Annotated in this window: 13 protein-coding genes and 1 pseudogene; 7 read left to right on the forward strand and 7 right to left on the reverse strand. The window is 44.5% G+C overall.

All coding sequences use genetic code 11. The annotated features are described in order from the left end of the window. The 5 genes from sbcB to purT all read left to right on the forward strand — a co-directional run. On the forward strand, nt 1–781 hold a 781-nt coding region (gene sbcB / locus RH89_RS05500), incomplete at its 5' end, for an exodeoxyribonuclease I (protein ID WP_004400116.1). Between the two features lie 10 nt (nt 782–791). Further along, a complete protein-coding gene (locus RH89_RS05505) occupies nt 792–1,154 on the forward strand; it encodes a CidA/LrgA family protein (RefSeq protein ID WP_004400117.1) in 363 nt (120 codons plus the stop codon). Continuing rightward, the gene (locus RH89_RS05510; protein ID WP_004400118.1) at nt 1,154–1,828 is read left to right on the forward strand and encodes an LrgB family protein; all 675 of its coding nucleotides are present in this window, start codon (nt 1,154–1,156) and stop codon (nt 1,826–1,828) included. The genes RH89_RS05505 and RH89_RS05510 overlap by 1 nt, the downstream gene beginning before the upstream one ends. A gap of 221 nt (nt 1,829–2,049) precedes the next feature. Next, nucleotides 2,050–2,937, forward strand: a complete 888-nt coding sequence (gene cdd / locus RH89_RS05515; RefSeq protein ID WP_004400119.1) for a cytidine deaminase — start codon at nt 2,050–2,052, stop codon at nt 2,935–2,937. A 148-nt stretch (nt 2,938–3,085) separates the two neighbouring features. After that, nucleotides 3,086–4,261 (forward strand): formate-dependent phosphoribosylglycinamide formyltransferase, encoded by a 1,176-nt coding sequence (gene purT / locus RH89_RS05520; protein ID WP_004400120.1) that lies wholly within the window; start codon nt 3,086–3,088, stop codon nt 4,259–4,261. Nucleotides 4,262–4,309: 48 nt separating this feature from the next. Here purT and RH89_RS05525 read toward each other — a convergent pair whose 3' ends face one another. After that, nucleotides 4,310–4,951, reverse strand: coding sequence for a thiopurine S-methyltransferase (locus RH89_RS05525; RefSeq protein ID WP_004400121.1), 642 nt, complete (start codon nt 4,949–4,951; stop codon nt 4,310–4,312). Between the two features lie 323 nt (nt 4,952–5,274). On the opposite strand from RH89_RS05525, the gene RH89_RS05530 reads away from it, so the two are divergent. Continuing rightward, nucleotides 5,275–5,799: a P-loop NTPase family protein gene (locus RH89_RS05530; RefSeq protein ID WP_038145083.1), complete on the forward strand. Its 525-nt coding sequence runs from the start codon at nt 5,275–5,277 to the stop codon at nt 5,797–5,799. A gap of 134 nt (nt 5,800–5,933) precedes the next feature. Further along, the gene (locus RH89_RS05535; protein ID WP_004400123.1) at nt 5,934–6,704 is read left to right on the forward strand and encodes a RelA/SpoT domain-containing protein; all 771 of its coding nucleotides are present in this window, start codon (nt 5,934–5,936) and stop codon (nt 6,702–6,704) included. Between the two features lie 268 nt (nt 6,705–6,972). Here RH89_RS05535 and ihfA read toward each other — a convergent pair whose 3' ends face one another. The 6 genes and pseudogenes from ihfA to RH89_RS05565 all read right to left on the reverse strand — a co-directional run bounded on the left by ihfA (nt 6,973) and on the right by RH89_RS05565 (nt 12,884). Beyond that, nucleotides 6,973–7,269 (reverse strand): integration host factor subunit alpha, encoded by a 297-nt coding sequence (gene ihfA / locus RH89_RS05540; RefSeq protein ID WP_004400124.1) that lies wholly within the window; start codon nt 7,267–7,269, stop codon nt 6,973–6,975. 514 nt (nt 7,270–7,783) lie between these two features. Beyond that, nucleotides 7,784–8,959, reverse strand: coding sequence for a hypothetical protein (locus RH89_RS05545; protein WP_004400125.1), 1,176 nt, complete (start codon nt 8,957–8,959; stop codon nt 7,784–7,786). After that, entirely contained in the window at nt 8,956–9,666 is a 711-nt protein-coding gene (locus RH89_RS05550; protein ID WP_004400126.1) for an ABC transporter ATP-binding protein, read from the reverse strand. The genes RH89_RS05545 and RH89_RS05550 overlap by 4 nt, the downstream gene beginning before the upstream one ends. 2 nt (nt 9,667–9,668) lie before the next feature. Continuing rightward, the gene (locus RH89_RS05555) at nt 9,669–10,892 is read right to left on the reverse strand and encodes an ABC transporter permease (RefSeq protein WP_004400127.1); all 1,224 of its coding nucleotides are present in this window, start codon (nt 10,890–10,892) and stop codon (nt 9,669–9,671) included. After that, nucleotides 10,882–12,111 (reverse strand): ABC transporter permease, encoded by a 1,230-nt coding sequence (locus tag RH89_RS05560; protein ID WP_004400128.1) that lies wholly within the window; start codon nt 12,109–12,111, stop codon nt 10,882–10,884. The genes RH89_RS05555 and RH89_RS05560 overlap by 11 nt, the downstream gene beginning before the upstream one ends. Before the next feature lie 16 nt (nt 12,112–12,127). Next, nucleotides 12,128–12,884 (reverse strand): annotated as a pseudogene (locus RH89_RS05565) (outer membrane lipoprotein-sorting protein). Between the last annotated feature and the right edge of the window lie 138 nt (nt 12,885–13,022).

Below are 13,022 nucleotides of genomic sequence, written 5' to 3' on the forward strand. Positions count from 1 at the left end.
CAATGAGCTTGTCGATATCGTCAACATGACACCTTTGATGCATGTCTCCGGTATGTTGGGTGCAGAATGCTCCTACACTTCGTGGATGGTTCCTGTCGCGTGGCACCCAACCAATCAAAATGCTGTCGTCATGGTCAATCTTGCCATGGACCCACGCCCGCTTATTGAGCTGGATTCCGCACAGTTGAAAGAACGTCTCTATACCAGAAGAGATCAGCTTTCCGAAGGTGAACTTCCAGTTCCGATAAAACTCGTTCACTTAAACAAATGCCCTGTCCTCGCACCTGCAAAAACATTAACTGCGGAAAACGCAGAAACGATAGGTATTGATCGCGAGCAGTGCTTAAAAAACCTTGCCGTAATTCGTCAACACCCAGAAATTAGGGAAAAGCTTATTGAGCTTTACCAGAATCAAAACGAGTACGATGTAGACCCAGATGTCGACACTCAGCTCTATAACGGATTCTTCTCTCCGGCAGACAAGACAGCCATGGAGATCATTAGAGAGAAATCACCTGAACAACTCGCAGGCTTGGATTTGAATGTAAAAGATGCACGAATCGCACCTCTGCTTTTCCGCTATCGTGCTCGTCACTATCCATGGACTTTGGACGAAACGGAACAAGCGAAATGGGCAGCACATTGTCGTGAGTATTTTGAAAGCAACCTACCGGGATACATGCAGAATCTGGAAAACTTAGTTCACGAACATGACGGTGACGAGAAAAAGATTGCCTTGCTAAAATCCGTATACCATTACGTTGAAAAATTGGTCTCTTAAGGATTCAGCAATGCTACAACGCGTCTTAGGGTACGCAATTTCATTCCTGGTTATTATGGCCTGCCTGCTGGTGGGTCTTACTATTCAACATTTGCTCGGGCTAGCCATTCCTGGCAGCATTTTTGGCATGCTGATTTTGTTCTTTCTTCTTGTAATGGGTTGGATCCCCGTTGAGTGGGTAAGACCAACATCGCAACTGTTTATCCGTTATATGGTTCTGCTTTTTGTCCCAATCAGCGTAGGGCTGATGAACCACTTTGACATGCTGGTGGCAAATGCGCTTCCCATTCTGGCGAGTGCCGTTGGTGGGACAGCCATTGTGCTTATCTTGTTGGCGCTCGGATTAGAAAAGCTGTTAAAAGGAGCAAGCTAATGTGGGTGCTTCTAACTGTAGTGGTTTTCTTTTTTGCCCGAAGTATTGCAAGAAAATTCAATAGCCCAATCGCGAATCCGCTGGTTATCAGCGTTTCTATCATCATCCCTGTCTTAGTTTATTCTGGTGTAGACTTCGACACCTATTATGAACAGAACAAATGGTTTAGCTACTTACTTCAGCCTGCTGTGGTGGCACTCGCCTACCCTCTATATGAGCAGTTGCCCGAGATCCGAGCTCGCTGGAAGATCATTCTTCTTGCTTGTGGAGTGGGTAGTGTTATGTCTATGTTTTCGTCTTCGATGATTGCGCATTATCTAGGTACGGATCACGCTCTGATAGCAAGTTTACTGGGGAAATCAGTAACGACACCTATTGCGATGGAAGTATCCAGCTATCTGGGAGGCGAACCCGCCGTTGCCGCTATTCTGGTATTACTTGTTGGCGTTTTTGGAGCGGTTTTCGCTTACCCAATTTATAACTTAATTGGTATTACGCACCCTATTGCACGAGGTCTAACCATGGGTACAGTGTCTCATGCTTTAGGTACGGCTGCGTGCGCAGATAAGAACCCTAAAGACGCGGCATTCAGCTCCCTTGCTCTCGTCGTGTGTGGTGTGCTCACGTCCGTTCTTGCCCCCGCTTTCTTCGCTCTTGTTGTGTGGTTGGGATAGTTCTCCCAGCCATATAAAACTGCTCAAATATCGCACTATCAATCATTCTGTTAATAATTTTGACTTCGCTCGCACCTTTATGTGATGTAATCAATTACAAGTTGAATATCACTCACAAAATGCAACACAGCAATCCATTACACAATTTTACGTGATTTACATCACTGTGTGAGCGTGTATATTTCCTAGAATAACGTTGTATGTACCCAAAAGGATAAAAAATGAACGCTAGGATTTTAAAGGCGATTAAAGAACTTCCATCTGCTCTCGCACATGCGCTTGAAGAAGTTACCTCTCAGCCAAGTTATGATGCGACTCTGTCTTCTGAGCAGTTTTCTCACCTAATGGAAGTATCCGGGCTTAAAGATGAAGACCTAAGGGTCGCTCTGTTACCCGTGGCTGCTGCCTACTCTCATGCTCCTATTTCTAATTTTTACGTTGGCGCTATTGCCCGTGGTCTTTCTGGCAGACTTTACTTTGGTGCGAATGTAGAATTTCTGAACGTCCAACTCGGCCAAACCATTCATGCGGAACAATGTGCAATTTCACACGCCTGGATGAAAAAAGAACATGGCATCAAAGACATTACTGTTAACTTCAGTCCGTGCGGGCATTGTCGCCAATTCATGAATGAATTGAACACAGCAACGGAGCTCTCGGTTCAGCTTCCCCATCGTCAGCCCAAAACTCTGCATGAATATCTGCCAGAGGCATTTGGACCTCAGGATATCGGGATTGAGTCTGCATTGATGACAGAAATCGACCATGGCAAATCGTTTGAAAGCGACAAATCTTTGGTCAATGCGGCCCTGAATGCCTTAAACATGAGCCACGCGCCATACTCACATAATTTAAGTGGTGTTGCGGTACAGACTGAGAGCGGTGCTGAATATTCTGGCGCGTATGCTGAAAATGCGGCCTTCAACCCTAGTCTACCTCCGCTTCAGGTCGCACTTATTCAACTGCTTCTGGCTGAAGATTCTTTGGAACTCATCACCAATGCCGTCCTAATCGAATCGAATTCTGGCACGTCAAGCCACTTCGCGAACACTCAGGCAACGCTTCAAGCCATTAATCCAGACATATCTCTCGAATACATTTCGCTATAAAAAACAACATTTCTTTAAACATTAAGACCTTGTTATCACAAGGTCTTAATACTTTTTATCTGATTGAAAATCATTGAAAGCAAACGATTGCGTGGCACGTAAATTTCAGTATGATTCGCGTCAGGTTCTCGAATAAAGGTTTAGGAAAATGTTTGGTACTGCGACAAGTAAAAATGCAACTCGTGTCCTTCTGCTTGGTTCTGGTGAACTAGGTAAAGAGGTAGCGATAGAGTGTCAAAGGTTGGGGCTAGAAGTCATCGCCTGTGACCGTTACCCTGACGCTCCAGCGATGCAAGTAGCTCACCGTTCACATGTTCTGGACATGCTTGATGCAAAAGCATTAAGTGACATCATTGAGCAAGAAAAGCCAGATTATGTCGTACCAGAGATTGAAGCCATTGCCACGGATAAGCTGGTCGAGCTTGAAGCACAAGGGTTAAATGTCGTTCCAACAGCAAATGCCACCAAGCTCACTATGAACCGTGAGGGAATCCGACGTTTAGCCGCGGAAGAGCTTCAGATCCAAACATCTCCATACCGTTTCGCAGACAACTACGACGATTTCGCCAGTGCGGTGAACTTTGTAGGCATCCCTTGTGTTGTAAAGCCGATCATGAGTTCATCAGGCAAAGGACAAAGTGTGATTAAGAGCGAAAGCGACATCCAGAAAGCATGGGATTATGCTCAGGAAGGCGGTCGTGCTGGCGCAGGTCGAGTTATTGTCGAAGGCTTTATCGATTTCGACTATGAAATTACGCAGCTCACTGTGAGAGCTTCAGATGGCGTGCATTTCTGTGAACCTATTGGTCACAGACAAGAAGATGGTGACTACCGTGAGTCATGGCAACCGCAAGTGATGTCAGAAGCTGCCAAAGAAAAAGCTCAAGAAGTCGCCGGTAAGGTAGTTAATGCGCTTGGAGGATTCGGTATTTTTGGTGTGGAACTGTTTGTGAAAGGTGACGACATCATCTTCAATGAAGTGTCCCCTCGCCCACATGATACTGGGCTTGTTACTTTGATTTCTCAAGAGCTTTCGGAATTTGCCCTACATGTGCGTGCATTCACCGGTCTACCTATCAATCAAATTACTCAGTATGGACCTTGTGCATCAGCCGTTATCTTGGGGCAAGGCACATCAGAAAACATTCGGTTTGAGGGCGTAAGTGAAGCGCTGAATGCCCCTCAGACTCAACTTCGTCTATTTGGTAAGCCCGATATTGATGGAAGACGCCGATTAGGGGTTGTCCTCACTCGTCGTAATGATACAGAACAGGCGATTTCGGATGCCGTAAACGCAGCCTCAAAAGTGAAGGTTGTTTACTGATTTATCGCTATAAAAAATTAGAGCAGCCGAATGGCTGCTCTTTTCTTCTCACTCAATTAACCAGGCTTCTTCTGCAAATCTCGAAAGCCCTTTCTTTATCCGATGATGTGTTTCGTCTGCGTCGTCTCGCGCTAGATGCGTAACCTTGAAGCCATCAAACAAACTCAGTACTTCATCTTTCGGAACACTGAATGGAGGTCCAGCCATTTCTTCCTGTGGGTAGTCCAAGGTGACCAACAAAATCTTTCCACCCGGTAAAAGCAAGGATTTCAATCTTTCTACGTAGCTCGATCTCAGATCCTTTGGCAGAGCAATTAACGCTGCTCTATCATAAATCAGCTCTACTGGTTCAATGGGCGCTGTGAAGTAGTCACCGGTGTAGATGTTCAGCTCGTCAAACTGATACCAGTCATGCTGAGATGACACAGTAGTCACAGTTGGAGTATAAAAATGTTCCGCGAAGAAGGCTCGCACAGCAATATCGCTTAACTCAACACCTTGCACATTGTCATGCTTTTGTGCCAGCCACACCAAATCTTCTGATTTTCCACACAAAGGGACGAACACCTTTTGCTCTCGACTGGGAGACAGTTTCTCCCAGTATTTAATCAACAACGGGTTGACGTCTTCCAGATGAAAACCGATCTGGTTTGATGCCCATTTTTGATGCCAAATCTCTTGGTCTTGCATGTTCTTGCCCTAAGCTACCGTTTTGTAAAGCATATCTAATACCACTTGCTTGGAAAAGTCTGATATGCCGTATTTATGCGAATAAAGATGATATGTCTAACGCCCTGCTTCTGTGTTTTGCTCGTTTGAAAGTGAATAAAAATGTGGAACGCACACTAGAAAATTAAGTTCACACTATGTCTTTGGCAAAAAGATCAAATTGGGTGAAGCTCACACTTTTAACATGTATTGCGTTAAACCTTAATGTTTATCATGGATTTCAAACGGCAATCCTCGTAGTTTGTGCGGCATATAAACAAATAATTATTACGTCAGGTTCAAATATGGCTAAGCGCACCCTTATATTTGGGAATATAAGTGCTGGCAAATCTGCTTTGGCTAAGCAGATATCTGCCCAAACCGGACAGCGGCACATTGAACTGGATGAACTGGCATGGCGAGATCAGAACCATTCTATCGCTGAAAAAATCCAGGTCATTTCAGATGAACTGCAATATCTCAACGAGTCAGGAAACTGGATTGCAGAAGGTGTTTTCGGGCACCCTATATCTCAGTTATGCTCTCACTCCAATCAGGTTATTTTCCTCGATATGCCACTTTCTGTGTGTATTGAACAACTCGAACAGCGCTATGGCAATGAACTGAGTGCGTCTGATCTGGAGCGCCAAAGGCTTTGGGCAGAATCTTATTATCACAGAGATACTGCAAATTCTTACGCATTTCACAGTGAGCTATTCGATCGTTTTTCAGACTCTAAAATCAGAATTTCATCTAAAGAGCAGCTGAAGTCTTTCTTATCCGAACTTGCCACACAAAATTCTGAGCACAACCTCACACTTATTAGCTAACATTCCCAATTGGGGTTGGAACTTGTTGTTCTTATCCCCATCTAACTATTGTCTGGCAAATAAAGACAATTCAAATTCTTAGCAACGCAGTGCCCTTTGAGTACCCACTTTACTGTCGCTTACTAGGAGTGTGAATGAACCTGTTTCTCAAAACGACGGCTTTGATGCTTTTGCTTCTGAGCAAGGCACCTCTCGCAGCCGTTACATCACCTGCTTATAACTCTGACTCTCCTCGTTCTGGTACGTCTCAAAACCAGCTTAATCCCAATCGATTCAGACACAGCTTAAGCGGTCTTTACAGCATTCAGTCAATGAATACTCAGCCTGTTCAGCCTTATTCCGATTTTGATGTTTTATACTCGAAAGCACATCAAGCTCAGTTTGAGTTAGAAAGCTTGTGTAAGACAACCGCAATGCTCAGTGGTACTTCCCCTTACTTCGCAGGAGTGAAAAGCAAAGAAAGAGCGCAAGAGAAAATTGAAAAAGAACTGAATGGCGAAGTTTCAAGAATTACCGATCTTGCCCGAGCTACTTTAGTTGCAGACGATATTTCCAGCCTGGTCGCTTCTTATGAAATGCTTCATCAAAATGCCAAGATTCTGAAGGTCAAGAACCGCTTTAAGTCCCCCACACCTTCAGGCTATCGAGACCTAAACGTGTTACTGGAGCTTCCAGGGACCAAAATCGTAGCTGAAGTGCAACTTCATCTGAGTGATATTGCTGAAGTTAAAAGCGGAGCTGAGCACAAAATCTACCAGAATATACAGATGATAGAGCGAACCGCGGTGATCGAATCTCGCGAGCTCAGTGTAAGAGAACAGGAAAAGATCAAAGCATTGAGGTCACAAGCGAAAACCTTGTATCAAAGAGCCTGGCAACCATACATTGCCCCGCAAGCTGCATAACTCTTCATTTAAATACATCAAATAGCAAAAAGGCACGGTTACCGTGCCTTTTGTTCGAAATATGCCAACAACCTTGAGCAAACCCGCCTAAACAAGACCACCTGCCTCAGAATATTATTGACCTTCGAAAACCAAGAAGTTGCCAGACTTAAGGTTTGTACCTTAAGTCAAGCAACTTCAACAGTTGAACACTGCAAGCAGCAAAGCGAATGAGTCGTAAACCAGTGTAAGTCAAAAAGACCACGTCGAAGTGGTCTATTTGCTTAGGCTACTTTTCAACCTTGATGTTCTCGACTCGGGCTTTTAATTTCTGACCTGGTCGGAACGTAACTACGCGTCGAGCAGTAATCGGAATGTCTTCGCCCGTTTTAGGGTTACGACCTGGTCTTTCATTTTTATCACGAAGATCGAAATTCCCGAAGCCAGACAGTTTTACCTGTTCGCCACTTTCTAGGGCTTTTCGAACTTCCTCGAAAAACACTTCAACCGTTTCCTTGGCATCCCGTTTACTGTATCCGAGCTTTTCAAACAGGTTCTCAGCCAAATCGGCCTTTGTGAGCGCCATAAAACTTCCCTCAAAGCTGTGTTAAACATTAGCTACAAAACTTGTAGCGCCAAAGCATTTTGTAGAGCCAATTTAGTAACTTAAGACCCCACAAACAAAAGTGTATGCCAAGCTTATGATTTTCGCCAATTTTTTTCTTTTGAGATCTTACGCAATATTTGTAAGTAGCTGATAATTTACTCAACAGATGGAATGATTTTAAGAAAATACACCCAAGAAACAACCATTAACAGGAACATTAAACTAATAAAAACAAAATATAAAGCACAATATTCCAATGTAAATTTTGTGTACTTTTTCTGTTTTTTCCCAAACAATTCATAAAGTTGAGACAGTTTTTGCGATCTTTTGCGATTAAAAACACATCAATTATGAAACACAAATCAGACCATTTGAACGCATAGCAACTTGTTCATTCTGTGCTCCATATATAAACAATCAGACTTGTTTCCCAAAACCGATGAAAACTACCTCCTGACAGCATAATAAACAGAATTCCGCATCCACCAGCGGACTAGAAACTCCACTTTACCTGAGCGTAGAATGCCGTTCCGGGGGATTTTCCAAATACGCTATTGCTTCTGCCGTCAAAGCGCTGAACAACACCTATCAACTGGGTATTATCCGACAATGAGTAACTGGCGTTTCCGCCATAGAATATGGAACCATCACTATATATCGTCGAACTCAAAGTCGCTCTGAGCAACGGAGACACATCAAAACCCAAATCTGCATAGCCCGTAAAACGAGAAAAACTCATTGTTCTCGCCGTCAGGGGCATATTCAGAAACTTGATGGCATTATCAACTTCTTGCGGTTGTGATATATAAAGTGCTGCAATTCGCCCAAGCCAGTTCTGTGTTCCTCCAAAACTGTAATCGCTTTCTAGGCTAGCAATCACACTGTTTTTTAACTCTATTTTATTGATTTGGTTTTCGTCGGGTTTAAAGTAACTGATCTCGCCCTTTAAGCCTGCGCCTTTAACATCTCCGGCAAACCCAGCTCCAATTACTCTATCGGTCTTGGATTTACCTGCCATTACCTGATAATCCCACCCAGATTCGTTACCTAAATAGCGAACAGAGTAGCTATTACTCTCATCATTTTTACCGGGAGAGAACACAATATCGATACCACTGGCAAATCCCAGATTCTTACCAATCAGTATTGCATCGGTGCCGCCCTTTTCTTCATAGTCGAAATCGTAAATAGAATAGGTATTGTAGATATCGTTCGGATTCCAGAGCGTGGTCATCGCCCAATTGACCCGAAATCGCCCTGCTCTGGCGTACCAAAAGTCCTGATTCCAATTTACATAGGCTCGATCAAACTGAGTCGTTCCAATCACTTTGTCTTTCTCAAGCCAGTTTGTTGTGAGGTCGAAATACCCAGAATCTTTACCAATAAGATCCGCATAGTTTGGCGCACGGCTTACAGAATCTCCCCAAAGTACCCGGTTACGCATGCTGACGTTAGCACGCCATTGAGAATTGAAGCGATATTCAAAATTGAATCGCTGATGCACTAAGTGGTCAACAACATTATCACTCCCCGAATCTGGTACATTCACCGTTGCCATGTACTTTGCGTAACCACCTAAGTCCCAATTGCTTTCGGGTGCTAGCCCCGGAACTTGTGCAGCCGCAGATATTGAAAGTAAAAAGCCTATTAATCCCCAAACGCTCCTCATACGAGTTCTGCCTCGTGAACAGAAGATTGCCGTTTATCTTCTTGCAAGGAGCCATCTTCAAAAACAATAACGCGTTTGGCACGCTTGATGACTCGGGGATCGTGGGTTGAAAATATGAACGTTGTCCCTTCTTCTCGGTTTAACCTTTCCATAATGTCCAATAGCTCAGATGTGCTTTTGGCGTCTAAGTTAGCCGTAGGCTCATCTGCCATTACAAATCTTGGGGCAGGTGCTAAAGCTCGTGCGACAGCCACACGTTGCTGTTGACCTCCTGACAGTTTCGCTGGCACTTTATGCATCTGATCTTCCAAACCAACTTTAATGAGAAGGTCCGTTGCACGCTGAACACATTCAGACGAGCCTCTGCCCTGTAACTGCATAACAAATTCGACATTTTCCAATGCAGTAAGAACAGGAAGCAGGCTGTAGTCCTGAAAGATAAAACCGATGTTATCGCGACGAAATGCAATCAGATCTTTTTCTACCAAGTCGCAGATATTGCAACCTTCGATTTCAACGCTGCCCGACGTTGGTTCGTCAATTCCACCCAACATATTGAGAAGTGTTGTTTTCCCCGATCCAGATGGTCCCATTACCGCAACAAACTCACCTTGCTCAATAGTAAGGTTTAAGTCTTTTACTGCATGTACGGGAAAGTCACTGTCCTGATTATAAGTTTTACGTAAACTTTGAATTTGAATAGTCATAATTAGTGTTTCTCCGACATGGCTTGAACGGGTTGCTTTTTCAGGATTTGACGCGCGGGGTAAAGGGCAGCGACGATGCTCGCGACGACCACAGTAACAACAATAAGCTGGTATTCAGCTAGCTGGATTCTCGGGTATAGCATGGTATCAACGCCATAGGCGCCCAGCGCATCAGACATAATGCTAAGATCCAACCCAAAGGCATGAAGTGTCGAAATCAGAGCAATGCTACTCAGAACACCCAATAGTGCGCCTAAAGCGCCAAGCAATGTCGCTTCAAGTAGGATCAATGTGAAGATACGGTGTTTTTGCATTCCAACCGCCATTAGAACACCGAACTCTCGTGTACGTTCAAAGACCGACATCAGCAGTATATTTACAATGCCAAAACCCATAGCAATGACAAACACACCCAGTATCAGAGTGTTGCTGGTTGCCATGCTCCCCTGCATCGACGCCAGCAAAGGCTGAACCTTCTGCCAGCCTCGTACTTCTACATCCGATGAGACAAGCTTTCTAAAGTCCTGCACCATGGCTTCCAGAGTCGGCTTAGAGGCATCTTTCAACAATATCGCAATTTCGTGTGCACCTTCTAAACCAGCTAACTTGGAGAGATCGGATTTCCTTACATAGACGTTTCCATCGTCAAAGCTGCTTGAAGGCGTTTTGAATATACCGCGAACTCGAAATGCTGCCCCTGCGACTTCGTTGTCTGCTCCAGAGAAAGTCAAAACCACTTTGGAACCAATTCTGAGCTTTAATCGCTGCGCGGTCTTTTCTGAGACCAGAACCGGATTTCTCCCCTCCTCTGACAGCCACTCACCTTCAGTAAGGTGATCCGAAAGAGGAGTAATGGCTTTTTCATCATGTAAATTGACACCGTTAATCCGGGTTCCACGAGTACTTCGGGCAGAAGCAATCATGCCATTGACCAAGAAACGGGATGACACCGCTTTTACCCCGACCTTCGATTCAATGCTTTCTTTTAAGGAGTCACTGTTTGGGATAAGTGCGTGTAGATCTGGGTTATCAATGTAAGAGCGTTGATGGATCTGAATGTGACTTGTCTGCCAGGAAATGGCGTTACTGAGCATACTGTCCATCAGACCATTCATAAGGCCCATGATAGACACCACGCCAAGCAACCCAAATACCATTGCACCAAGCATGATGCCGGTACGAATCTTGTTGCGCCACAGGTTACGCCAGGCAAGTTTAATCAGCATGGGCACCTCCTTTCAGGGCACTAACCAGATTGAGCTTGTAAACCCTTATAAGAGGGTAAATCAAACAAAGCAGGAGCAGACCAAGCACGATCATGGCTTGATTTAAATAGAGCGCCCCTGATAAGGAAAACGGTAAAACTGGCTCCATCCCTGCTTCCAGCATTAGTGTGGCGGTTTCTCCGGTCAGCTCTATTGGGTTGAAATGAAAATAAACAAGCACAGGTGTCGCCAGTATCATTCCCATTACTGACCCCAGAAGCCCAATCAAAACCGATTCAATACCAATTAAGGTCAGTAAGCGAGAACGCAACAATCCCGTTGCCAGCATCACGCCAAACTCACGTTGCCTTTCGAGTGTCATCATTAAAATAGTGGCGAACAGACCAAACCCTACAACTCCGTAAAGCACCAGCATCATGAAAATGCCACCGGCTTTGTCCATCTGGATGTTTTGAGCGGTTTCAGGAGACAAATCGATCCAGTCGCGAACTCGCGTCTCTTCACCAAATAAAGTTTGAAGTTCTGATAACTTGGTTGATAGTTGGCTCAGCGGTTCAATGTGGATCACCCAACTAGTGACCTTGTCACCTGTACTGAACATAATCTGTGCCTGATCGATGGGTATATAAACCAGCTGACTCTCAAGCTGGGGAATGGGTAAAGAAATGATTCCAGAAACAAGAAATAAGCCAGCGGCTGTCTGCCCTCGATAACCTTGCCCGTACAAAACCAGTTCGTCGCCCACGGAAAGTTGCATATATCTTGCGAGCGACTCACCAACCAATACTTGCTGCTTTCCGGCTTCAAGATAGTGACCTTGGGAAACCTTTTTCCCAAGACTTGAATACTGGTCTTCTAAGTCAGGTTCAACGCCTACCACCATGATTCCTTTCGACTTATCTTTAGCTGCTGCTAATGCGAAGGATTCAATTCTTGGCAGTAAGTTGGTAATGGCTTCGTCATCTTTAATTGGAGCAATAAATTCTTCTGTGCCGGAGACAAGATCATCAATACTCTTGCTTTCCCCAAACTCTGGATGCTGAAGCTGAATTAGCCCAGTGGAAAGTCGCGCACTGTTGTCGATGCTGTTTTGGTAAGTACCTTCCTGAAGTGAGCGCATGGACAAAGACAGAAAGAGTGCAAGTGCCAGCGCAGACGCAGTTAAAATAGTTCTGCGTTTTTGTCGCCAAAGATTTCGCCACGCTAATGTGAGTAACATGCCTAAGCCTCCTGATTTAATCTCGCAAGGCTTTCATCTGCGACTGGGAGAAGAAGTCACTGTCAATCTCAAAGTCAAACTGGGCGTCATGGGTAATCATTTCGGTTTTCTGACCCGGTTTGTCGGCTGGCACCATTTCCATTCGGGTAGATACCATTCTTCCACCCAGTTCTTCCACTTCATAGGTACTTAGCGTATTCACGAGCTCGTCAAACTCATCATAGAATTCCACTTTGCGTTGTAAGAATGTTTTTTTGAGAAATCCAGAGTTTCACCTTGCTCCAGACAACAGGAGCATCTGGCTTTGCCGTTGCCTCTATCAGCCACATATCTGCGTCATCAAAGGTTTCAGAGCCAAGTAGCTCGTGCGTGTAGTCCACCACAATTGAAGACTGGTTTATCAAATCATCATTGGTGAAATCTGATCCCATCCAGGACTGACCTAGCATAGAGGGGGCGATTTTAATTACTCTCTCAATCCCCGGAAGCCAGTTCCACATTTCTCGATAGCGTTTTAAAGAAGAGGTGCCTTTGTCTTTGGCTGGAGCAGTCACAAGAACCAGAGACAAGTCTTGTCCTTTGCTCCAGGATTTCATGCTCATTGAACGCGTCCAGTCAGGGCGAACAATGTTCATGGTAGAAACGGTATAACTCGATTCGCCTCTCATTTGCTGATCGGAACGCTCAATAATTTCTGTTGCGGTCAGTATTTTTTCAGACGAGATACTTGTTAATGGAAGTACTAATAATAGTGTCGCTAGCCAACGCTTCATGTTGCCTCCTGTATAGGGATATAAACATGATGATATAATTTGGATTAACGATGCGTTAAGGAAGATCAAATTGCTAGACGATTTACAACCTTCTGAATGAAAACGAGATTACAAGTACAAAAAAAGCAGGCTAATCAG

This window comes from Vibrio nigripulchritudo ATCC 27043, assembly GCF_000222685.1.
GTDB classification, from domain to species: Bacteria; Pseudomonadota; Gammaproteobacteria; order Enterobacterales; family Vibrionaceae; genus Vibrio; species Vibrio nigripulchritudo.

Bases quoted from the DNA above. Each gene is read 5' to 3' on its own strand.
- RH89_RS05505 (WP_004400117.1), top strand. From the start codon at position 792: ATGCTACAACGCGTCTTAGGGTACGCAATTTCATTCCTGGTTATTATG.
- RH89_RS05510 (WP_004400118.1), top strand. From the start codon at position 1,154: ATGTGGGTGCTTCTAACTGTAGTGGTTTTCTTTTTTGCCCGAAGTATT.
- cdd (WP_004400119.1), top strand. From the start codon at position 2,050: ATGAACGCTAGGATTTTAAAGGCGATTAAAGAACTTCCATCTGCTCTC.
- purT (WP_004400120.1), top strand. From the start codon at position 3,086: ATGTTTGGTACTGCGACAAGTAAAAATGCAACTCGTGTCCTTCTGCTT.
- RH89_RS05525 (WP_004400121.1), bottom strand. From the start codon at position 4,951: ATGCAAGACCAAGAGATTTGGCATCAAAAATGGGCATCAAACCAGATC.
- RH89_RS05530 (WP_038145083.1), top strand. From the start codon at position 5,275: ATGGCTAAGCGCACCCTTATATTTGGGAATATAAGTGCTGGCAAATCT.
- RH89_RS05535 (WP_004400123.1), top strand. From the start codon at position 5,934: ATGAACCTGTTTCTCAAAACGACGGCTTTGATGCTTTTGCTTCTGAGC.
- ihfA (WP_004400124.1), bottom strand. From the start codon at position 7,269: ATGGCGCTCACAAAGGCCGATTTGGCTGAGAACCTGTTTGAAAAGCTC.
- RH89_RS05545 (WP_004400125.1), bottom strand. From the start codon at position 8,959: ATGAGGAGCGTTTGGGGATTAATAGGCTTTTTACTTTCAATATCTGCG.
- RH89_RS05550 (WP_004400126.1), bottom strand. From the start codon at position 9,666: ATGACTATTCAAATTCAAAGTTTACGTAAAACTTATAATCAGGACAGT.
- RH89_RS05555 (WP_004400127.1), bottom strand. From the start codon at position 10,892: ATGCTGATTAAACTTGCCTGGCGTAACCTGTGGCGCAACAAGATTCGT.
- RH89_RS05560 (WP_004400128.1), bottom strand. From the start codon at position 12,111: ATGTTACTCACATTAGCGTGGCGAAATCTTTGGCGACAAAAACGCAGA.